Origin of the sequence: Verrucosispora sp. SN26_14.1 (assembly GCF_004307965.1) — a bacterium.
GTDB lineage: Bacteria > Actinomycetota > Actinomycetes > Mycobacteriales > Micromonosporaceae > Micromonospora.
Genome location: NZ_SISL01000022.1, coordinates 1 through 18,855, shown reverse-complemented (window position 1 = coordinate 18,855; position 18,855 = coordinate 1). Strand labels below are relative to the sequence as shown.

The window sequence follows — 18,855 nt, the reverse complement described above, 5'->3', positions numbered from 1 at the left end:
CTCGTGCATAGCAGGGGTCCCCTGCTAACACCGAACCCCGCCGCGCCGCCGCCGAACACCAGCCGCCGAACACCAGCCATCGCCAAGCACCAGCCGCCGCCGGAGGCCGGCATCCGAAGCCGACCCGGGCGGGGTCAGCGGACGAAGTCCTCGACCACCGTGCAGACCTTGCCGAGCACCTCGGCGGACCGGGCCAACGGCCCCGGCACCATCAGCGCGTGGTCGGCGGCCGTGATCTCCAGCACGTGCGGGGTCAACCGGCGGGCGATCCCGCCATCCCAGGACGAGTCGGCCGTACCCCCCACCAGCAGGAACGGGGCGGTGGACCGGCGCAGCGCGTCGACCACCTCACCCCGGTGCAGCAGCGGCGTCAACCAGACGGCGGGCAGCCGCCGCTCGACCGCGAGTGGCGCGGCCAGCGAGCCGAGCGACTTGCCGACCAGCAGGTCGGTGCGCTCGGTCAGGGTCGGGGCGACCTCGTCGCAGACCCACCGGCCGATGGTGTTGGGGTCGAAGTCCTCCGGCACCTGCCAGGCGATGCCGTGCAGCCCGAAACCAAGCCGACGCAGCGCCTCACCCAGATAGAGGAAGAGCGGATACCGGGTGTCGTAGCCGCGTCCGGGAATGAGCACCGCGCGTCGGTCCGCCATCGACATCTCCTCGTTCGTCGGGCATCGACCGTACCGCTCCCATGCGGACTCTCCACCCGTCGAGAACCGACCGGAATCCGTCGGCCCCACCGGTAATCTCGCGTCATGTGGCCACGCGTCGGCGGACTACGCACCCTCGCCCTCGGCACGCCCGGCGAGCTTCGTGCGAGGCTCAACACCCTGGTCCTGGGCGAGGTGAAGACCGCCACCGCCGGCTTGCTCACCGAGTACGCCGAGGAGCGCGAGGACCTGGAACACGTCGGTGAACGGCTGGTTGTCGTCGACGACCAGGACTCCCTGGTGGCCGTGGTCGAGGTGACAGGTGTGGAGGTGACCCGCTTCGCCGAGGTGAGCTGGGACTTCGCCCGCTCCGAGGGGGAGGGCGACCGCTCGATCGAGGAATGGCGGGCCGGGCACGCCGCCTACTGGGCCCGGCTCGGCACGCCGGTCACCGACGACACCGAGATCGTCTGCGTACGCTTCCGGCTGGTCAGCCGAGGCGACGAGGGCGCGTACGGGACGTAGGACGCCTCAACCGCGCAGCTCGGGCAGCAGTCGGGTGGCCACGTCGACGAGGACCGCTTCGTCGCCCGCGTACCAGCTGCTTTCCCGGGGCCAGTGCGTGATCACGTCGGTGAAGCCCAGCTCCGCCGCGCGGCCCACCTGGTCGGCGAAGAACTGCGCGCTGCCCAGCGAGAAGGCCGGTGCCGAGTCCAGCGAGAGGTAACGGTCCAGGCTGGCCGGGTCACGCCCGTCGGCGGCGAGCCGGGCGTCCATCCGGGCCACCAGCTCGGCCACCCCGTCCCACCACTCGCCCAGGTCGTCGACGTCCGGTCCGGTGGTCACCCAGCCCTGCCCGAACCGGCTGACCAGCCGCATCGACCGGGGACCGTTGGCCGCCATCACGAACGGCACCCGAGGCGTCTGTACGCAGCCCGGGTTGTTCCGCGCGTCCACCGCCGCGAACCACTCGCCCCGCCAGGTCGTACCGTCGGTGAGCAGGATCGCGTCGAGCAGCTCGGTGAACTCGGCGAACCGGTCCACCCGCTGTCGCGGCGGCAGCGTCTCGCCACCGAGCACCGCCGAGTCGAAGCCGATGCCGCCCGCGCCGAGCCCGAGCAGTACCCGCCCGTCGGACACGTCGTCGAGCGAGGTCACCTGCCGGGCGAAGGCCGCCGGATGCCGGAAGTTCGGGGACGCCACGAGCGTGCCGAGCCGGAGCCGCGAGGTCACCGTCGCGGCGGCGGTCAGCGTACCCATCGAGTCGAACCACGGACCGTCCACCAGATCCCGCCAGCCCAGGTGATCGTACGTCCAGGCGTGGTCGAAGCCCCACTCTTCCGCCTGCTGCCACCGGTGGCACGCCACCGACCACCGCTGGTCGGGCAGGATCACGATGCCGAATCTCATGATCGCCAGGGTACGGCGACCGACCTCCGACCTCAGCCCAGCCGGTCGAGCGTGTGGGCTCAGCCCAGCCGGTCGAGGAAGTCCAGCGTGCGCCCGATCAGCAGCTCGGCGGCCGGCTCGTCGTAGTCGACGCCACCCGCATCGGCGAAAAGGTGCCCGGCACCGGGGTAGAGATACAGCTCCGCGCCGTCGATATCCGCCGCCATCGCCCGCATCGCCGGCACCTCGGCCCACTCGTCGTCGGCCATCGCGTGCATCTGCACCGGCGTTCCGGCCGGCCACGGGCTGTCGAACTCCTCCGGAGGCACCGCACCGTAGAGCAGCAACGCGCCCAGGGCACCCGGACGGGTCTGGGTGAGCGACTGCGCCGGCAGGTTCCCGAGCGAACAGCCCGCGTAGACGAGCCGCTCGGGCAGCGCCTCGGCCGCCGCCGTCCCACGTCGGATGATCTCCCCGAACCCGATCGATTCGGCGTGCGCGACCCCCTCGTCGACCGTGCCGAAGGTGGCACCGTCGTACATGTCAGGGGTGTGCACGGTGTGCCCGGCGGCCCGCCACCGGTCGGCCAGCGCCAGGAACCCCGGCGTCTGCCCCTGAGCATGGTGAAACAGCAGAATCTCGACCATGCGCCCACCGTAAGACCGCCGTCCGACAAGAACCGGGAGGTACGCCTACTCGTCCGTGACAGGCTCGTCCAGCCAGCGGAACCCGGCCTCGTCGCCCTCGACGCTCAACAGGAACTCGGCGACCCGGCCACCATCCGGACGGACCAGGGTGAAAGCGGCACTGATCTCGTCATCGATCCTCATCATGGCCTCGTCGTCGTCCGCGTCGAGAGCGGCGCTCCGCGCCACGAAGAGCGGACGGAACGGCTCGAACCCCGCCAGCGGACGAAGCCGCCCGTACGTCCACGGGAAGTCACGGCTCCGCACCTCGATCGCGGCCACCACCTCGTCCCGGTGACACAGACGCCAGATCTCGCCATCAGTCATGGACGGAAGCGTAGAAGTCCGCCACATCCCATGATCGTCACTGCTTTCCCGGCCCGGCGTCGCGCATCAGGCCTCGATCTGCACATAGTTCGCCAGGTCCGCCTCGATGCCGGCCGCCGTGAAGAAGGCAGCCGGCTCGAACCCCTCCGCGCGATGCGCCGCCTGCACGGCAGCACGGGCCGAGGGCAGATCGTCCGCAGACGACCACCGCACAATGGTGACGGCGTTGAAGCGCCCCGGGCCGGAGTGCTGTTCCAGCAGGGCATCGTCGAGGAATCCCGGTTGATCCCGCAGGATCGCGTGAGTTCGCCGTACGTGTCGCCAGAACTCCGCGCGCGCGGGTTCCGGGACGTCGAACTTGTCCACTCGGTAGACGACGGTCATGCCGCCCTCCTTCGTGCCGGGAATCGGTCAGACCGAGGCTAGAACCTCAACCCGACTTCAGATCAACAGCTCGGAGCGACAACCTTCACCACGATGAAGTGCTCACGCTGGTTCTGTCTCATCCAGCACCCATCGGAGGTAGGCGGGATTCCCCTGGTTCACGGGCAGGGCGATGACGCAGGGCACCTCGTACGGATGCTCCGCGTTCACACGGGCGGTGATGCGGTCGACCAGGCTCGCCCGGGTGTGCAGCGCCACCCGCGCCTCCTGTTCGTCGTGGACCGTGCCCTGCCACCCATAGATCGAGCGAATCTGAACGAGGTGGTGTCCGCAGGCGGCCAGACGGTCGTCCACCAGGCGGCGCGTGAAGGCCGCCAACCACTCGGGGTCCGGCCCGGTAATGATCACCTCAACGACGTCAGTCACTCGCGATCTCCCCCGTCCCTGAGCCTGTCTATGGTGGCGCGGGCTTCCTGCTCACTGTGCGCCATCCCGCCCCACCCGGTGACGATCGTGCCGTCGTAGCTCAGCCCTACCCATCGGCCCGTCATCTCCTGGCCGTGCTTTCGCCCCGTCGGTGGTAGCCGCCGTCTGCAACGCCGGACGTCGACCGTTGGATCGGGCATGCTCGAGCAGTCATTGCTGCCGAGACTCCTGAATGTCGGCCTTGAGCTGCGCGGCCAGGCCGTAACACAGCCCTCGCAGCTCCTCGATCTGCTCGGAGACAGCCCGCTCTCGATCCGGCGACAGCGAGCCGCTTCCGATGATCGACAGATCGCTGATGCTCCCCATCCCGCCGTATGCATCCATCCAGTAATCGAGGCCAGTCACATCGCCAGCATCCAAGCGGGTAAGCGCTCGGTCCGCCCACTGTGCCCAGTGCTCGGTGTCAGCCTGGCGTAACAGGTCGCGTAGGTCGACCAGCGCGATCCGAAACCGCTGAAGGTTCCAATCGATACGCGACTGTGGCACCTTGACCACGGCCTGACTCCTCATGCAGCACTCTATGGCGCTCCGTCTGCCATAGTCTGCGCGCATTCCTCACCTCAGACAAGCTCCGTACGACACGCTCATGGCATGTGCGGGGAAGGGCCGCTACAGCCAAAGCAGGTTGCTGATCTCGGCAGCCACCTGGGTCATCTCCTCGCCAGCCTCCAGCAAAGCTCACGTTCCATAGACCTCCAGGTACGGACGCCCTGCCACCCTTCCCACCCTTTCGCGAGGGGGTCGAGGAAGACCGACAGGGCAACAGTCTCCGGCCCGATACCCAGCCGAACGGAAGCGCCCGACCTCGACCGTGGCTCAACTCGTTGCCAGCCACACGTCCTCCGAACCTGACCTAATACCAAGTGATCCGAACCGGCAGATGCGCGATGCCATGACGCGCTTCCTTGATCAATGAGAGCCGCAGGCGCGATCTGGGTCAGAGACCGGCGCCTAGCTCTAACACCCGGACATGCCAGACGGCCCGGCCCGTTTGCGGGCCGCCTTACCGTGTCGCTGGCTCTCCGCGCGTCTGAGTGAGGGTGGTCTCGGTGCTGACAGTGCGACAATGAGTGGCGGTGTGGTGGAGGAGGTGAGTCGGGATGTCGAGCAATGCGGAGCGGGTGCCCGAGTGGCCGACCGCTGAGCATGTGCCGGTGGAGGAGTTGGCCCGTCGTCAGGGTGTGCGGCCGGTCACCTCCGTCGATGACCTGGCTCGGCCGGACCTGTTCGAGTCCGACGATGAGTTGGACGAATTCCTGGCCGACCTGTACGCCTCTCGGCGGGCCAGCCTGGCGTGAGCCCGGTCGTCCTGGACACCGACGTGGCATCGGCGATCCTAAGGGGTCGGCTGCATGACCGGCCGTGCCCGGTTAGCGGGTAAGACCCGCCGCTGGCCTTCTCGTGCTGGCGCTTCCGGCCTTGCCTCAGCTGCCTAGCAGCCAACCTGTCAGCCCTAGGCGCTACGGTCGGCAGGCCGGTGAGATCGAGGAGCGTTAGGTAGGTCTGGCCCAGATGATGCGAGAACTGATTTATGTTGACACGGACAAGGTCCGATCACTGCTTGCGCAGCGCGATGGAGGCATTACGGAAGACCAAAAGGTCACCGAGAAGAAGCAGGGAACCCTCTCAGGCGGCATGCGGAACGTGGCAAATCGAGAACAGGTGTGGGGCACTGAAGAAAGCACGCAAAGATCTTTGGCCGATGCGGTTTTTCCCATGCTGGAAGAAGCGTTGGATAGCGAAGGTTACTTGACGGACGTTTCTGAAGAACTAAGGAGCTTCGACTCCGATTCCTTCGACGACTTCAAGTCAGCCTATCCGCCGGGATCCTTCGTTCGATTGACCGGTCCCGCAAGGTTCTTCGATGCGCGTTATGTCGCACAGGCATTTGCGGGCGTTGGCGTGGCCGCAGACTGAGCGGCGATACTCAGCGGCGATAGCGAGGATGCACCCGCCGCTGCACGCACAAGTAGCAAGAAGGGTCAGCCGGGAAAGGGACGCCCCAGGCGGAGTAGCCAGCGACCAACGGACGCCCCAAGCCCAGACGCGCTAGAGAGCCTTATCCCTGACTACGACCCAACGGGAATAATGGATGGGCTGCCGCCGGAACAGCTACGAGCATTCGTTAAGGTCGCCCGGGGAATGTTTCACCCTGGCCTACATTTGGCCATGACCCCTGGCGGCTCCGGTGGCGTCGGTATTACGGCACGCCTTCAGGAAGGTCGGAGGTTCCTCGACAGCGAGCCCGAGATTCTGTTCGCGAGGTACGGCCTCCAAGAACAGGAATGGACGATGGTAGGGACGATTGGCTCCTACTCGCCTAGCCCTGATTTCGAGTATAATCCCGATTCTATTTCCGGCCAGGGTATAGGTATCAGGCGCACAGAAATGGCCCGTGTTATCAACGACCTTCTCATACTGCTAGGCATAGCAGGACTCGCAGACCACCCACAAGATCCCGAGCTCTCAATCGTTCCTTTCGCGGTTTACCGGCCAATTCTGCGTGCCAGTGGCGAAGGGTTGGAGCGATTGTAGGCAAGCGCTCAGCTATCCCGGACGGGACCTTGACCCGTCCGGGATAGCTGGCTGCCCTTTGAGCGTCACCATATCCGCTCACAAACGCACCATTCGCGGATGCATTTCAGTCCTCTATACGCTCAAGCAGCGCGCCGGCTATCTCACCCATGCCCGTAATCACCACGTCCGCTCCGGCTGCGCGGAACGTCTCGACCTTGGCTGACCGATTCGCATAGCCGATCACCCGTACTCCGGCGGCCCGTGCCCCGTCGATGTCCGACAACGAGTCGCCGATCAGGACGCACCGGCCCGCCGGCTCACCGAGAGCACTCACGGCTTCTAGGATCGGCGCGGGGTTGGGCTTCATGCGGTCCGGTTTTCCGCACGCCCGACCGACTACGGCCGGCACGAACGCGGCGAGCCGATGCGCTGCCAGATACGCGCTCACCGCACCGGCCGAGTTGTTGCTGACCACCGCCACCGGCATCCCGACCTGCCGGGATGCCACGATGACTTCGCGCCCGTACGGCGTGGGTTCGGCACTTGCGACGGCCAGCCGTTCGGCTGCACAGAGTGCGTCCTCTACCGCCCGCGTGACGTCCTGGTCTCCAGCCGCTCCGACGCGGCGTAGCACCTCAAGCGGGTCCGGCTCGCTGGCAAGGTCTGGCGGCACGTCGACCCCGTGGCGCCGCAGTACGTTGACCAGCTCGGCGGCAACCTGCGGTGCGGGGTATCCGGCGAAGATGCTGCACACCGGCCCATCGAAGTCGAGCAGCAGTGCATCGACGTCGCCGAGCAGTCGGCCGAGGTCGGCGTTCATGCGTCGTACCGGTAGGCGATCGTCGACCACACCGAGTCGAACCACTGGCGAGACGCCTCCACGAACTGTGTGCCGTGGGAGGTGTCGTCGTCGGTTACGGCGTAGTGGAACAGGGGCACGTCCTTGCCCATCAGGTCGTAGATGGCCATCGGTTCACCCTTGATCGAGACGGAGCGCTCGGTGACGGGATAGAAACCGTAGAAAACTTCTTCGTTGTTGAGGATGTAGAGCTTGAACTGCGGGGATGCCCGTTGTAGCCGGACCTCGACGGCGGCTGACCGGATCAGGCCGAGGTCGCCCAGCTCGGTGACCTGATCGATGATCGCGTCTACTGCTCGGCGGGTGATTCGCTCGGCGCGTTCGCGTACCGCTGGGTCGTCGGTCTGTGTCTCGACCCGCGTGGGCAGTGCCATCGGTGCGGTCATGTCGGAGATCAGGACGCGCACGGCGATGGTCTCGGGCGCGAGTCGACCGACGCGCACCTTGTCGAGGGTCTCGGCGAGCGCGTCGCGCAGTGTCTCGCCGGAGAATCCGGCGAAATCGATGGTGACGTGGGGCCGCTCGAACGCGGCTTCGACGTGGGGGCGTAGTTCGACGGCCCGCTGCGTCTGCGCCCGGACGAACACACCGCTGCCCTGACGGGACACGATCAGCCGCTCGGCCCGGAGCAGGTCCAGGGCTCGCTTGACCGTCTCTCGGGCCACGCCGTAGCGGGTGGCCAGTTCGGGTTGCGACGGCAGCTTGTCGCCCGGCGCGAGTCGACGCGTGAGGATGGCAGCCCGCAGCTTGTTCGCGATCTGCTGGGACGCCTGTTTCGGGTCGTCGGGATCAAGCTGACCGAGGAAGTCAGGGCTCTCGCTCACCACAACACCCTAACGCTGGCTAGCCAGGCAAGGAAAGTTTACCGCAGAGCCTTGACTTGGCTAGTCAAGCAAATCTACGGTCGATTCAGACCCTCAATGCTTGCCAGCTTCACCTATGGATCGACGCGCGACCGTCCTTACGAGGACTCCGGACGCGCAAAGCGAAGGCCCCGACGGGATTGCGGCCCGCCGAGGCCAGACGCATCGCCCTCGCGAAAGGAACACGATGCTTCTTCACCCTAACGACCGAGTCGCCACCAGACGCACCTCGGCGCAGGACATCCAAACTCCCGCCCACATCGCGGCACCGGTCAACCCCTTGTCGCTGACAGCAGCCCGCCTGGCCCGCCTGTCGAACGGTCAACTCGCTGTCGCCATCCACGCCGCCGGAATCCCAACGGATGTCAACGTGCTGTCGATCAGCCAGATCAGGGAACTCGCGGTGACCGGCATCCGCCGCCTCGGCCGGACGGAGGTCCGCCGCATCAACGACGAGACACGGGCGGCGAACACCTCCTACTGCGCGAAGATCCGCCGCGACCCCACGGCCGACGTCCACGCCGAACTGGCCACCATCAACCGAATCTGGGGCTCACGTAGACGGGAGCAACGCGCCGTCGACCTCGCCTATCGACTGCTCTGCGCCCTGACGCGCAGCGGGCACAGCACGCCCGAAAAGCGGTCGGCATGAATGAAGCCCAGGTCGGGAGCGCATCCTGACCTGGGCTTCACGTTGGAGCGGGTGACGGGAATCGAACCCGCACTGTCAGCTTGGGAAGCTGATGTTCTGCCATTGAACTACACCCGCAAGCGGCACCACTGTACCTGAGCCGTCGCCCCGGTGCACCCAGCCACCCCCGCCGGCCACCCTGCCCGGCCCGCCTCCGCACGCTCCGCAAGAAGTTGCATGCCGGCAACACATAGCCATTCTCAAATCTGTCTATGCGTTGTAACGTCTGGCCCACGTTTCCCGCACGACGCGACACAACCCCCGGTCGCGTCGCCAGAAAGAGGTGGGCTTATGGGACTCCGTCCCGTCCTGCTGAACCGGCGGATCGCCGGCATCGCATCGACGTCGCTGGCAGTGGCGCTCGGTGTGGCCACGGTCGGTCTGCTGCCGGCGGCCACCACGGCCGCCATTCCGACGGCTGCCGCCGTCTCCGCCGACGAGGTGTGTGAGGACCCGACGGGCACTGCGGCCCGGGTCCGGGGCGACGCGGTCGTCAAGCACGACCCGAACGAGTTGACCATGGCGCAACTGCACCAGCGGGAGTCGGAGTTCGCCGACCTGTTGCAGGAGCGGGCCAAGCGGGTCGGCCAGCGGACGCTCAGCGCCCAGGCCGCCGCGGCCTCGGTCACCATCCCGGTCGTGGTGCACGTGATCCGCAAGGACACCACCCGGGCCGGCGGGAACATCCCCGACTCGATGATCCAATCGCAGATCAACGTGCTGAACCAGTCGTTCGCGGGTGCGACGGGCGGTGCCGCCACCGCCTTCGCGTTCCAGTTGCAGAGCATCAACCGGGTCACCAACACGTCGTGGTACCCGATCCGGCAGGGCTCCACGGCCGAGCGGCAGATGAAGACCCAGCTCCGCCAGGGCACCAAGGGCACGCTCAACATCTATCTCGGCGAGCTGAGTGGGGGCCTGCTCGGCTGGGCGACCTTCCCGCAGAGCACGCTGAACGTGATGGACGGCGTGGTCGTGCTCAGCGAGTCGCTGCCGGGTGGCACCGCCACCAACTACAACCAGGGTGACACCGGCACCCACGAGGTCGGTCACTGGCTGAACCTGTACCACACGTTCCAGGGCGGCTGCTCGGGCAGCGGCGACCAGGTTTCCGACACTCCGGCGGAGGCGTCGCCGGCCTACCAGTGCCCGACCGGTCGGGACACCTGCTCCACCGCGGGGCTGGACCCGATCACCAACTTCATGGACTACACGTACGACACCTGCATGTACCAGTTCACCCCGGGCCAGGCGACCCGGATGATCAACGCGTGGAACACGTACCGCGCGTAGCGCGGCAGTCGTCGGCGCGTACCTCCGGTGCCGGTCCCGTCGTCAGGCGGGACCGGCACCGGTCGGTTCAGGCGGCGCGGACATGTCGGGCCGCACGGGTCCGGTGGGGCGTGGGCCGGGCGGCCTGCGGGGTGGCGCCGGCCGGGTCGAGCCAGACCTGCACGGCCGGCTCACCGACCAGCCCGCCGGTGGCGGCGCGCTCGTGCCGGGCGAGCATCGCCACGTCGACGGTGAACTCGAACAGACGCCAGTCGGCGTGCGGGGCCGCGCGGGCCGCGAGCGCCAACCGGGCCACCGTGGCGTCGTCGGTGACGGGTCGGGCCCGGCCGGCGACGTACGCCTCGTCGTCGCTCTCCTCCGCCGGGAACGAGTGGAGCGCGTAACGCCCGTCGCGTTCCAGGTCGCGCCGCTTCGGCGAGTCGATCACGAAGCAGAACAGACCGTCGTCGGTGATCACCGGTGAGACCGGGTGCACCCGGGGCCCGCCGTCGGCGCGGACCGTGGCCAGGTAGCCGAAGCCCGGGCCGTACTGCTGCATGAGAAGGCGGATCCCGTCGGCGAGTCGGGGCTCGTCGACGGCGAAATCGGACCAGGAAGCCATGCCGACATCCTATCGAACATACGTTCTAAGCAGGTAGTCCGACACGCAGGTCACGACTACCGGCCGCTATGGTGTGGCGATGCTGCTCTCCGACCGTGACCTGGTCTCCGAGATCAAGGCCGGCACTCTGGCGCTGGAGCCCTTCGAGCCCACCCTGGTGCAGCCGTCCAGCATCGACGTACGCCTGGACAAGCTCTTCCGGGTGTTCAACAACCACCTCTACACACACATCGACCCGGCCACCCAGCAGGACGATCTCACCTCGCCGGTGGAGGTGCCCGACGGCGAGCCGTTCGTGCTGCACCCGGGCGAGTTCGTGCTCGCCTCCACGCTTGAGGTGATCTCGCTCGGCGACCAGCTCGCCGGCCGGCTCGAAGGCAAGTCCAGCCTCGGTCGCCTCGGCCTGCTGACGCACTCCACCGCCGGCTTCATCGACCCCGGCTTCTCCGGCCACGTCACGTTGGAACTGTCCAACGTGGCCAACCTGCCGATCATGCTCTGGCCCGGCATGAAGATCGGTCAGCTCTGCATCTTCCGGCTCGCCTCGCCCGCCGAGCACCCGTACGGCTCGCTCGTCTACGGCTCGCGCTACCAGGGGCAGCGCGGCCCGACGCCGAGCCGTGCCTGGCAGAACTGGCGTACCTGGCCGACCCGCTGACCACCGGCGGGCCCGCGCCGCGCGGACGCGGGCCCGTGGTCGTCCGCCCGGGGACTCAGCCGGGCCGACCGAAACTGTGGATCGGACTGGTGTCCATCCGCTTCATCGCGATCGGCTTGCCGGCACGGGAGGCGTGCACCACCCAGCCGCCGCCGACGTACATCCCCACGTGGTGCAGGTCGCGGAAGTAGAAGACCAGGTCACCCGGGCGCAGGTCGCCGCGACTGACCGAGGCGGTGACCTGCCGCTGCCGCGCCGCGTTGTGCGGCAGCGACACCCCGGCCCGCGCCCACGCGGCCAACATCAACCCCGAGCAGTCGTACGCGTGCGGCCCCTCGGCACCCCACGAGTACGGCTTGCCGATCTGGGCGCACGCGAAGGTGACCGCCTCGCCGGCCGGGCCACCCGGGTAGGTGGCCGGACAGGGCGCCGGCCGCAGCGGACCACCACCCCCGTCGTCGTACGCCCGCAGCCGCAACCGCTGCAACCGGTCGATCTCGGTGTCGATCTGCCGCCGCTTCGCGGCCAGGTCGGCTTCGGTACGGGTCAGCTCGACGATGGTGCGGTCCAGTCCGGCTCGGGCGGCGGCGAGTTCGTCCCGCAGTTCACTCGCCTGGCGTACGTCCTCCTGTTGGAAGCGGGCGTACCGGTCGAGCAGGCCGAGCTGGGCGACGACCTCGCTCGGGGACCGGCTGCCCAGCAGCGTGTTCACGGCGCGGACCGGCTCGCCCCGGTACGCCCGCGCGGCCAGCGCGCCGACCCGCTTCATCGCCTCGTCCACCTGCAGTTGCAGCGGGGCGATACGGGCGGTCAGGGCGTCCGCCTCCCGGCGGGTGCCGGCCAGGTCCTGTCTGGTCGCGTTGTGTCGTTCGATGACGGCTTCGAGCCGGTTCCAGTCCTCGTCGATCTGGCGCTCGATGTCGTCGACCGTCGGGTCGGCGTGGGCCGCCGTCGCGCCACCGGTCAGCAGGACGGCGGTCGCGGCGAGTGCGGCGAGTGCGGTGGTGCAGCGGTACCAGCGGAATCGCGGCGCAGCCGTCGTCGGGCCGGATGTCCCCGGCCGGTACGACGGTGGCCGCGGGGCATGGTGTGCCACCGGGCTGCGTACTCCTTCTTCCCAGACCGCCTACCGGGTTAGCTGACGGGTTCGGGCGGGAAGGGGACGCCCTACCGCGACCATCGCGGACTCACCCCGGAAACCTGGGTCCCCGGCTCGCTCGGACAGCGACTCGGCGGTGTCGGACCGTCACCGCCCCGGATGGGCGGTTGTGCCAGCGGGCCGACGATTGCCCAGCGTAGGGACGACCGGCGTCAATACGCAACACACCCACACCGTCACTCTCGGTGCATTAATCCGACAATGAAGAAGGCCCCCGGTCGCTTGACCGAGGGCCTTCCGTGGTTCCTGCGTACGCGCTCAGGCGTCAGCCTGGTCGACGGAAGCCGGCGACCGGCATCGTCGTGATCGGCGAGACGTTGACCGGGACACCGGCACGCGCCGCGTGCACCATCGTGTTGTTGCCCAGATAGATCCCGACGTGACTCACGTCGCTGCGGAAGAACACGAGGTCACCGGGGCGGGCGTCGGCCCGCGAGATCGCCTTGCCCTCGCGCCACTGGGCGCCGGTGAAGTGGGTCAGGGAGATACCCGCCGCCCGGTACGCGTACTGGGTGAGACCGGAGCAGTCGAACGAGTTCGGCCCGGTGGCGCCCCAGACGTACGGCTTGCCGACCTGGGCGCAGGCGGTCCGGATGGCCGTCCGGGCCGCGTCGCTGACCACGCCGTTGATGGTCGGGCAGTTGGTGGTCTTGACCGTGGTGACCGGCAGGGACCGCTCCAGCCGCTTGATCTCGGCGTCGATCTGCTTCTTCTTCGCCGCCAGCTGCTTCTGCTTGGCCTCCTGGTCGACGATCAGCGCGTCGAGGGTGGCCTTCTGGTCGTCGTACTTCTTGCGGATCTTCATGACGCCCTCGAGCTGGCGGCGCTCCTCCCAGGCGAGCCGGTCGAGGAGGGCCATCTGCTCACCGAGCTGGTCCGGCTTCGCGTTGAGCAGCACCGCGCCGAGTTCCTGCGAGGGGCCGGTGATGTAGTACCGGGAGGCGAGACCGGCGACGCGGTTCATCGCCAACTCGGTCTCCAGGGCCAACGGCTGGATCTTCTTCTCCAGCTTGTCGACCTTCTCGCGGTTGACCCTCAGCTCCGAGCGCACCTTGTTGAACTGCTCGATGGTGGGTTCGAGCTGCTGCCACTGCTTGTCGATCTGGCGCTCGATCTCGTCCACCGACGGCGCGGCGTACGCGGGCGCGGCGACCAGACCGGCACCGACCGCAGCAGCGGCGACCAGGACGACCAGGCGGCGAGCGGCCTTGCGCAGCCCGCGCACGGGGGTGGAACGTCCCGGCGCATGACGATGGAGGGGCATGGTTGCCACCGGCACCGACTCCTTTGCGACCGACCACCGGGCGTCCCGCTAGCGGTAAGGGGCGAGACAGACGACCACGGCGGTCGGTGCCCCACATTAGGGAAGGCGCGCAGCGGAATCAAGGCGACCAACGGCTCATTCACCTTTGTGCGACCGACCGCACACAAAGGGTGTCGACCAATTCGTTACAGTTATCTACGCCAATATAAAAATCGGGACGTGTCGGCATCCGTACAGATGCCCGACACGTCCCGACGTTCGCGCTGGTCAACCGGCGACCGGCTCGCCCTCCTCGGCGCCCCGGGCCTGTTCCGGCTTGATCGAACGCAGCAGCACGCTGGCCACGTCGACCACCTCGACCTGGTCGCCGGCGCCCTTGCCGTTCACTCCGTCACTCAGCATCGTGGAGCAGAACGGACAGCCGACCGCGACGGTCTTCGCACCGGTGGACATGGCCTCCTCGACCCGATCCACATTGATCCGCTTGCCGATCCGCTCCTCCATCCACATGCGCGCGCCACCGGCGCCGCAGCAGAAGGAACGCTCGCTGTTGCGCGGCATCTCGACGAGGTCGTTGTCGGCGCCGACGGCGCTGCCCAGCACCTCGCGTGGCGGGGTGAAGACCCGGTTGTGTCGGCCCAGGTAGCACGGGTCGTGATAGGTGACGCCGCCGTCGACCGGCTGCACCGGGGTCAGCTTGCCGGTGGCGACCAGGTGCGCCAGCAACTGGGTGTGGTGCACCACCTCGAACTCGCCGCCGAGCTGGCCGTACTCGTTGCCCAGGGTGTTGAAGCAGTGCGGACAGGTCGCGACGATCTTGCGCTTGGCCTTCTCGCGACCCTCGAACGCCTCGTTGAGCGTCTCCACGTTCTGCTGGGCGAGCATCTGGAAGACGAACTCGTTGCCGATCCGGCGGGCCGGATCGCCCGAGCAGGTCTCGCCCTCACCGAGGATGGCGAACGAGACACCCGCCTCGTTCAGCAGCGTGGCGACCGCCCGGGTGGTCTTCTTGGCGCGGTCCTCGAAGGCACCGGCACAGCCCACCCAGAACAGGTATTCGAAGTCCTCGACCTCGCCGACCCGGGGCACCTCGAAGTCGAGGCCCTTGGTCCAGTCCTCCCGGGTGTTCTGCGGCGCGCCCCAGGGGTTGCCCTTGTTCTCCAGGTTGCGCAGCATCACGCCGGCCTCGGAGGGGAAGTTCGACTCGATCAGCACCTGGTAGCGGCGCATGTCGACGATGTGGTCGACGTGCTCGATGTCCACCGGGCACTGCTCGACGCAGGCGCCGCAGGTGGTGCACGACCAGAGCACGTCCGGGTCGATCACGCCGCCCGCCTCGGCGTCGCCGATCAGCGGCTTCTCCGCCTCGGCGAGGGCCAGCACGTCGAGGTGGGCGAGCTGCGCGGCGGTGGCCTTCTCCTCGCCGGTGAGGTCCTTACCGCCGCCGGCCAGCAGATAGGGCGCCTTAGCGTACGCGTGGTCGCGCAGGCTGAGCACCAGCAGCTTCGGCGACAACGGCTTGCCGGTGTTCCAGGCCGGGCACTGCGACTGGCAGCGGCCGCACTCCGTGCAGGTGCTGAAGTCCAGCAGGCCCTTCCAGGTGAACTGCTCGACGTGCGCGACGCCGAACTGGTCCTTCTCCGGATCGGCCTCCTCGAAGTCCAGCGGCTTGCCCTCGCTCGTCATCGGCCGCAGCGGCCCGAGTCCGGAGCCGGAGGCACCGGGCTTCCGCTTGAAGTAGATGTTCGGGAAGGCGAGGAAGCGGTGCCAGGCGACGCCCATGGTCACGTTCAGCGAGATCACGATGAGCCAGGTCATCGAAATCGCGATCTTGATGAGGGCGGCGACACTGACCCCGGACTCCCAGTCCGGCAGCACCGAGCCGACCGCGTGACTCAGCGGGGTGGCCCAGGTCGGGTACTCGAAGTGGTCGGTGGCGACCTTGAAGCCACGGATCAGGAAGCCCATGACCAGGACGGCGAGGACGACGGCCTCGACGAAGTAGCCCTGCCACATGGTGGAGCCGGTGAACCGCGACCGGCGTCCGGCCTGGCTCGGACGGTTGGCCACCCGGATCGCGATCAGCACCACGATGCCGACGACACCGAGGATGCCGATCCACTCGGTGACCAGTCCGTAGAGCGCCCAGCCACCGACCAGCGGCAGCCCGGCGGTCGGCGACACCACCTCGAAGTACGCCTCGAGCACCAGCAGCGACAGCACGAGGAAGCCGACCATCACGAACCAGTGCGCGGCGCCGACCACGCTCCAGCGCAGCATCCGGGTGTGCCCGGCCGTCTCCGCGAGCATGGTCTTCGTCCGCGCGACGTGGTCGCCCGAGCGGGCGGGGTCGGGCTGACCCAGCCGGATCACGGCGAACATCTTCGAGACCGCACGCACCGCAAGCCACACCGCCACGGCGGTGATGGCGGCCGCGAGGATCGTGGTGACGATCTGGACGCTGCCCATCGAGTTGGCCTCCCGGTCTGCTGCCTGTCGAGCGGCTCGGCGACCGGGGTCGGGGTGCGGTTGGTCACCCCAGGGTGCCGCACCTCGACCCGGATCGGTCGATGACCTCGGTCCACTCGGTCATGCGATGCAGCTTACGCGCAAGGTTACTCAGCAGTAACGTGAGACTTCTCGCACCTGGGCCACGCCGCCCTGCGCACACCTTAGGAGGCCGCCGCCGAGTCCGCTCGGTCGGGGCCTGCGCAGGTGGCCGTTGAGCAGGGAATCAGCGCCAGCGGGAGAGCAGGATCAGCGAGGCGACCATCGCGCCGAAGCCGATCGCGAGGTTCCAGTACCCGAGCTCCATGACCGGGTACTCCTGCTCGGACAGGTAGTAGACCACCAGCCACGCGATGCCGAAGGCGATCAGCGACACGGCCGTGGCGGGCAGCCAGACCGGGCTCGGCTTGCGGGACGCCGATGTCGTCGTCGGGCGCACGTCCGTGGGCGGGGTGTACACCTTCTTCTTGCGGACCTGAGACTTGGGCACGACGCTCTCCAGAGGGGTTACGACCTCGTCCGGCCTGACAACCGGGCGCGAGGGCGACGGTCCATGGCCAATAATGTTCGACAGCTAGCGTAGTCCGGAAGGCCCGTCCAATCCACGAATGAGGCCAGACCGATGCCCGGCATCCCGGAATCGGACGGGCGGGCGACTGTCGCTCCGCCGCACCCTCGGGTGCCGGAGCCGGAGGACAAGGGGGAACGGCCGTGGAGTACACGTCCGGCGCAGCGTCGTGGCAGAAGGCGCTGCGACGACTCGTCGCCGGGTTGCTGCCCCGCCGGCCCCGCCAGCGCCGTCCGGGCTGGTCGATCGGCGTACCGCTGATCGCCGCCGCGGCCGGCCTGCTCTTCACCACCACCGCCACCACGGCGGGCGGCACGAACCTGCGTGAGGACCGACGCCCGCAGCTCACCGAGCTGATCGAGGACCGCCGCACCCAGGTGGCGGCGAACGAGGAGCGCGCCGCGACGCTGCGCAAGGAGGTCGAGAGCCGTACGGCCGACCTCGCCGACTCGGACGGGCCGATCAAGGAGCAGCAGGAACGCGGCACCGCCAGCCTCGGCACCGCCGGTTTCACGGAGTTGACCGGCTCGGGAATGACCGTCGTGCTCGACGACGCGCCCCGGCTCAACAACCTGCCCGAAGGGGCCACCAACGACGATCTTGTCGTGCACCAGGGTGACGTCCAGGCCGTGGTGAACGCGTTGTGGGCCGGTGGCGCCGAGGCCATGTCAATCATGAACGTCCGCGTCCTGGCGACCAGCGCGGTACGCTGCGTGGGTAACACCCTGCTGTTGCACGGCCGGGTGTACTCCCCTCCGTTCAAGATCGTAGCGATTGGCGACCCCGCCGCACTGCGGCAGGCCCTCGCCGCTTCCGAGGGAGTCCGGTGGTTCAGGGACGCGGTCGACAACTACCAGCTCGGCTACCAGGAGCTTCCCGGCCCCGTCACCGTGCCCGCGTTCGAGGACTCGACCACCCTGCGATCGGCGACGGTGCCGAGGTGAGCACGCAGTGAGCACGCACCCCGACGGCCGGCACCGCGACCAGGCCGACGAATCCACCGCCTTCCTGCCGAAGGTCGAGCGGCCCGACCCGGCCACGCCCGACAGCCGCCCCCGGGCCACGCCCGACAGCCGTCGCGCCGCCACGCCAGACACCCGATCGTCGGTCGGGCCCGAGCGCCGTCCGCCGGTCCCACCCGGCACCCGGCCGTCCGAGACGGGCGACACCCGCTCCGCGGAGAACACCGGCCCGGCCGGTCGGTGGAACAGCACGCCCGGCCGCTGGGACACCTCCGCCCCGCCGGAGAGTGGACCGGGTCCTCGCTTCGGCACACCAACCGGCCAGGGTGGCTCCGGAGCACCCGGCCGCTGGGATGCCGCACCGGGGCAGGACCGGACGCCGGGGCAGGACCGGACGCCGAGCCAGGAGCGGACGCCGGGGCAGTGGGGCCCGTCGCCGAACGTGCCGCCGGTCGGCGGAACCGCTCGACGGCAGAGCCCGACCGGCGCCGGTCAGTGGAACGGCGTGCCCCTGCCCTCCGGCGAACCGGACATCCCCGTCGGTCCGACCCCGTGGCGCGGGGCCTTCGAGGCTCGGCGTCCCGCCGCCCCGACCCCGCCCGATGCCGGGTCACCGCCACAAGGCCCCAGATCCACGCACCCGGACGTACCCAGCCTGGCCCCTTCGGGAAGCGGTTCCGTCCCGCCAGGGGCCGGCCCACCCCGGTCGGATGCCGGCCCGGTGCGACCGGCCACACCCCAGCCCGGTCACCCACCGACCCAGACCCCACCTGTCGGACCGGGACAGTCGCCGTACGCCCGGCACGGTCTCGACCCGGCGCAGGCGCGGCACGGTACGCAGCCCGGGCAGCTTCCGCCGTCGGAGCCCACCCGCCCGCAGCACCAGGCTCCGCAGCACCCGGCATCGCCGTACCCGGCGGCGCAGCCCACCCGCCCGCAGCCCGCCGCCCCGCAGCACCCGACGTCACCGCACCCGGCGGGGCAGCACCC

At 68.6% G+C, this 18,855-nt stretch carries 22 protein-coding genes, 1 tRNA gene, 1 pseudogene and 1 riboswitch; of the genes and pseudogenes, 8 read left to right on the top strand and 16 right to left on the bottom strand.

Features of this window, described 5'->3' with window-relative positions; genetic code table 11:
- Nucleotides 1-134: 134 nt before the first annotated feature.
- Nucleotides 135-650, bottom strand: a complete 516-nt coding sequence (locus EYA84_RS04400; RefSeq protein ID WP_117228054.1) for an alpha/beta hydrolase — start codon at nucleotides 648-650, stop codon at nucleotides 135-137.
- 105 nt (nucleotides 651-755) lie between these two features.
- On the opposite strand from EYA84_RS04400, the gene EYA84_RS04395 reads away from it, so the two are divergent.
- The gene (locus EYA84_RS04395; RefSeq protein WP_131051712.1) at nucleotides 756-1,175 is read left to right on the top strand and encodes an ASCH domain-containing protein; all 420 of its coding nucleotides are present in this window, start codon (nucleotides 756-758) and stop codon (nucleotides 1,173-1,175) included.
- Between the two features lie 6 nt (nucleotides 1,176-1,181).
- Here the strand turns inward: EYA84_RS04395 and EYA84_RS04390 are convergent, their stop codons facing one another.
- The 7 genes from EYA84_RS04390 to EYA84_RS34030 form a co-directional block, all read right to left on the bottom strand.
- Nucleotides 1,182-2,060 (bottom strand): LLM class flavin-dependent oxidoreductase, encoded by an 879-nt coding sequence (locus EYA84_RS04390; protein WP_131051711.1) that lies wholly within the window; start codon nucleotides 2,058-2,060, stop codon nucleotides 1,182-1,184.
- Between the two features lie 59 nt (nucleotides 2,061-2,119).
- Nucleotides 2,120-2,686 carry a dienelactone hydrolase family protein gene (locus EYA84_RS04385; protein WP_131051710.1) on the bottom strand — a complete coding sequence of 189 codons (567 nt, stop codon included), beginning with the start codon at nucleotides 2,684-2,686 and terminating at the stop codon, nucleotides 2,120-2,122.
- A 45-nt stretch (nucleotides 2,687-2,731) separates the two neighbouring features.
- Nucleotides 2,732-3,052 carry a hypothetical protein gene (locus EYA84_RS04380; RefSeq protein WP_131051709.1) on the bottom strand — a complete coding sequence of 107 codons (321 nt, stop codon included), beginning with the start codon at nucleotides 3,050-3,052 and terminating at the stop codon, nucleotides 2,732-2,734.
- Between the two features lie 66 nt (nucleotides 3,053-3,118).
- Complete coding sequence (locus tag EYA84_RS04375; RefSeq protein ID WP_131051708.1) at nucleotides 3,119-3,436, bottom strand: antibiotic biosynthesis monooxygenase; 318 nt, start codon at nucleotides 3,434-3,436, stop codon at nucleotides 3,119-3,121.
- Between the two features lie 102 nt (nucleotides 3,437-3,538).
- A complete protein-coding gene (cutA, locus tag EYA84_RS04370; RefSeq protein ID WP_131051707.1) occupies nucleotides 3,539-3,862 on the bottom strand; it encodes a divalent-cation tolerance protein CutA in 324 nt (107 codons plus the stop codon).
- Nucleotides 3,863-4,072: 210 nt separating this feature from the next.
- Complete coding sequence (locus tag EYA84_RS04365; RefSeq protein WP_131051706.1) at nucleotides 4,073-4,417, bottom strand: DUF6966 domain-containing protein; 345 nt, start codon at nucleotides 4,415-4,417, stop codon at nucleotides 4,073-4,075.
- Between the two features lie 155 nt (nucleotides 4,418-4,572).
- The gene (locus tag EYA84_RS34030; RefSeq protein ID WP_368660219.1) at nucleotides 4,573-5,070 is read right to left on the bottom strand and encodes a DUF6228 family protein; all 498 of its coding nucleotides are present in this window, start codon (nucleotides 5,068-5,070) and stop codon (nucleotides 4,573-4,575) included.
- Here EYA84_RS34030 and EYA84_RS04360 point away from each other — a divergent pair.
- A complete protein-coding gene (locus tag EYA84_RS04360; protein ID WP_131051705.1) occupies nucleotides 5,023-5,220 on the top strand; it encodes a hypothetical protein in 198 nt (65 codons plus the stop codon). The genes EYA84_RS34030 and EYA84_RS04360 overlap by 48 nt on opposite strands.
- 214 nt (nucleotides 5,221-5,434) lie before the next feature.
- Complete coding sequence (locus EYA84_RS04350) at nucleotides 5,435-5,839, top strand: hypothetical protein (RefSeq protein ID WP_131051704.1); 405 nt, start codon at nucleotides 5,435-5,437, stop codon at nucleotides 5,837-5,839.
- 724 nt (nucleotides 5,840-6,563) lie between these two features.
- Here the strand turns inward: EYA84_RS04350 and EYA84_RS04345 are convergent.
- Together EYA84_RS04345 and EYA84_RS04340 are read right to left on the bottom strand one after the other, a co-directional pair.
- Nucleotides 6,564-7,259 (bottom strand): HAD family hydrolase, encoded by a 696-nt coding sequence (locus EYA84_RS04345; RefSeq protein ID WP_131051703.1) that lies wholly within the window; start codon nucleotides 7,257-7,259, stop codon nucleotides 6,564-6,566.
- The gene (locus EYA84_RS04340; RefSeq protein ID WP_131051702.1) at nucleotides 7,256-8,122 is read right to left on the bottom strand and encodes a winged helix-turn-helix domain-containing protein; all 867 of its coding nucleotides are present in this window, start codon (nucleotides 8,120-8,122) and stop codon (nucleotides 7,256-7,258) included. The genes EYA84_RS04345 and EYA84_RS04340 overlap by 4 nt, the downstream gene beginning before the upstream one ends.
- A gap of 115 nt (nucleotides 8,123-8,237) precedes the next feature.
- Here EYA84_RS04340 and EYA84_RS04335 point away from each other — a divergent pair, with 115 nt between their 5' ends.
- Nucleotides 8,238-8,813 carry a hypothetical protein gene (locus EYA84_RS04335; RefSeq protein ID WP_131051701.1) on the top strand — a complete coding sequence of 192 codons (576 nt, stop codon included), beginning with the start codon at nucleotides 8,238-8,240 and terminating at the stop codon, nucleotides 8,811-8,813.
- Nucleotides 8,814-8,856: 43 nt separating this feature from the next.
- Here EYA84_RS04335 and EYA84_RS04330 read toward each other — a convergent pair.
- Nucleotides 8,857-8,930, bottom strand: a tRNA-Gly gene (locus EYA84_RS04330).
- Between the two features lie 213 nt (nucleotides 8,931-9,143).
- On the opposite strand from EYA84_RS04330, the gene EYA84_RS04325 reads away from it, so the two are divergent.
- A complete protein-coding gene (locus EYA84_RS04325) occupies nucleotides 9,144-10,145 on the top strand; it encodes a zinc metalloprotease (RefSeq protein ID WP_131051700.1) in 1,002 nt (333 codons plus the stop codon).
- Between the two features lie 67 nt (nucleotides 10,146-10,212).
- Here EYA84_RS04325 and EYA84_RS04320 read toward each other — a convergent pair whose 3' ends face one another.
- Complete coding sequence (locus tag EYA84_RS04320; RefSeq protein ID WP_131051699.1) at nucleotides 10,213-10,746, bottom strand: pyridoxamine 5'-phosphate oxidase family protein; 534 nt, start codon at nucleotides 10,744-10,746, stop codon at nucleotides 10,213-10,215.
- A 79-nt stretch (nucleotides 10,747-10,825) separates the two neighbouring features.
- Here EYA84_RS04320 and dcd point away from each other — a divergent pair, with 79 nt between their 5' ends.
- Complete coding sequence (dcd, locus tag EYA84_RS04315) at nucleotides 10,826-11,404, top strand: dCTP deaminase (RefSeq protein ID WP_131051698.1); 579 nt, start codon at nucleotides 10,826-10,828, stop codon at nucleotides 11,402-11,404.
- Nucleotides 11,405-11,459: 55 nt separating this feature from the next.
- On the opposite strand, the gene EYA84_RS04310 is transcribed toward dcd, so the two are convergent.
- The 4 genes from EYA84_RS04310 to EYA84_RS04295 form a co-directional block, all read right to left on the bottom strand.
- Nucleotides 11,460-12,500 (bottom strand): NlpC/P60 family protein, encoded by a 1,041-nt coding sequence (locus EYA84_RS04310; RefSeq protein WP_131051697.1) that lies wholly within the window; start codon nucleotides 12,498-12,500, stop codon nucleotides 11,460-11,462.
- A gap of 12 nt (nucleotides 12,501-12,512) precedes the next feature.
- A riboswitch (cyclic di-AMP (ydaO/yuaA leader) is annotated at nucleotides 12,513-12,649 on the bottom strand.
- A 179-nt stretch (nucleotides 12,650-12,828) separates the two neighbouring features.
- On the bottom strand, nucleotides 12,829-13,842 hold the full coding sequence (locus EYA84_RS04305) for an NlpC/P60 family protein (protein WP_236145589.1): 1,014 nt from the start codon (nucleotides 13,840-13,842) through the stop codon (nucleotides 12,829-12,831).
- A gap of 252 nt (nucleotides 13,843-14,094) precedes the next feature.
- On the bottom strand, nucleotides 14,095-16,296 hold the full coding sequence (locus EYA84_RS04300; protein WP_131051695.1) for a (Fe-S)-binding protein: 2,202 nt from the start codon (nucleotides 16,294-16,296) through the stop codon (nucleotides 14,095-14,097).
- Nucleotides 16,297-16,561: 265 nt separating this feature from the next.
- Nucleotides 16,562-16,825 (bottom strand): cell division protein CrgA, encoded by a 264-nt coding sequence (locus EYA84_RS04295; RefSeq protein ID WP_131051694.1) that lies wholly within the window; start codon nucleotides 16,823-16,825, stop codon nucleotides 16,562-16,564.
- Nucleotides 16,826-17,046: 221 nt separating this feature from the next.
- Between EYA84_RS04295 and EYA84_RS04290 the strand changes: the two genes are divergently transcribed.
- Both EYA84_RS04290 and EYA84_RS33315 read left to right on the top strand, forming a co-directional pair.
- Nucleotides 17,047-17,847, top strand: coding sequence for a DUF881 domain-containing protein (locus EYA84_RS04290; RefSeq protein ID WP_131051693.1), 801 nt, complete (start codon nucleotides 17,047-17,049; stop codon nucleotides 17,845-17,847).
- Between the two features lie 739 nt (nucleotides 17,848-18,586).
- A pseudogene (locus EYA84_RS33315) lies at nucleotides 18,587-18,855 on the top strand (hypothetical protein); the annotation flags it as partial.

Excerpts from the sequence above, each read along its gene's own strand:
- EYA84_RS04400 (WP_117228054.1), bottom strand. The coding sequence starts at position 650 with ATGGCGGACCGACGCGCGGTGCTCATTCCCGGACGCGGCTACGACACC.
- EYA84_RS04395 (WP_131051712.1), top strand. The coding sequence starts at position 756 with ATGTGGCCACGCGTCGGCGGACTACGCACCCTCGCCCTCGGCACGCCC.
- EYA84_RS04390 (WP_131051711.1), bottom strand. The coding sequence starts at position 2,060 with ATGAGATTCGGCATCGTGATCCTGCCCGACCAGCGGTGGTCGGTGGCG.
- EYA84_RS04385 (WP_131051710.1), bottom strand. The coding sequence starts at position 2,686 with ATGGTCGAGATTCTGCTGTTTCACCATGCTCAGGGGCAGACGCCGGGG.
- EYA84_RS04380 (WP_131051709.1), bottom strand. The coding sequence starts at position 3,052 with ATGACTGATGGCGAGATCTGGCGTCTGTGTCACCGGGACGAGGTGGTG.
- EYA84_RS04375 (WP_131051708.1), bottom strand. The coding sequence starts at position 3,436 with ATGACCGTCGTCTACCGAGTGGACAAGTTCGACGTCCCGGAACCCGCG.
- EYA84_RS04360 (WP_131051705.1), top strand. The coding sequence starts at position 5,023 with ATGTCGAGCAATGCGGAGCGGGTGCCCGAGTGGCCGACCGCTGAGCAT.
- EYA84_RS34030 (WP_368660219.1), bottom strand. The coding sequence starts at position 5,070 with ATGCTCAGCGGTCGGCCACTCGGGCACCCGCTCCGCATTGCTCGACAT.
- EYA84_RS04350 (WP_131051704.1), top strand. The coding sequence starts at position 5,435 with ATGATGCGAGAACTGATTTATGTTGACACGGACAAGGTCCGATCACTG.
- EYA84_RS04345 (WP_131051703.1), bottom strand. The coding sequence starts at position 7,259 with ATGAACGCCGACCTCGGCCGACTGCTCGGCGACGTCGATGCACTGCTG.
- EYA84_RS04335 (WP_131051701.1), top strand. The coding sequence starts at position 8,238 with ATGGATCGACGCGCGACCGTCCTTACGAGGACTCCGGACGCGCAAAGC.
- EYA84_RS04325 (WP_131051700.1), top strand. The coding sequence starts at position 9,144 with ATGGGACTCCGTCCCGTCCTGCTGAACCGGCGGATCGCCGGCATCGCA.
- EYA84_RS04320 (WP_131051699.1), bottom strand. The coding sequence starts at position 10,746 with ATGGCTTCCTGGTCCGATTTCGCCGTCGACGAGCCCCGACTCGCCGAC.
- dcd (WP_131051698.1), top strand. The coding sequence starts at position 10,826 with ATGCTGCTCTCCGACCGTGACCTGGTCTCCGAGATCAAGGCCGGCACT.
- EYA84_RS04300 (WP_131051695.1), bottom strand. The coding sequence starts at position 16,296 with ATGGGCAGCGTCCAGATCGTCACCACGATCCTCGCGGCCGCCATCACC.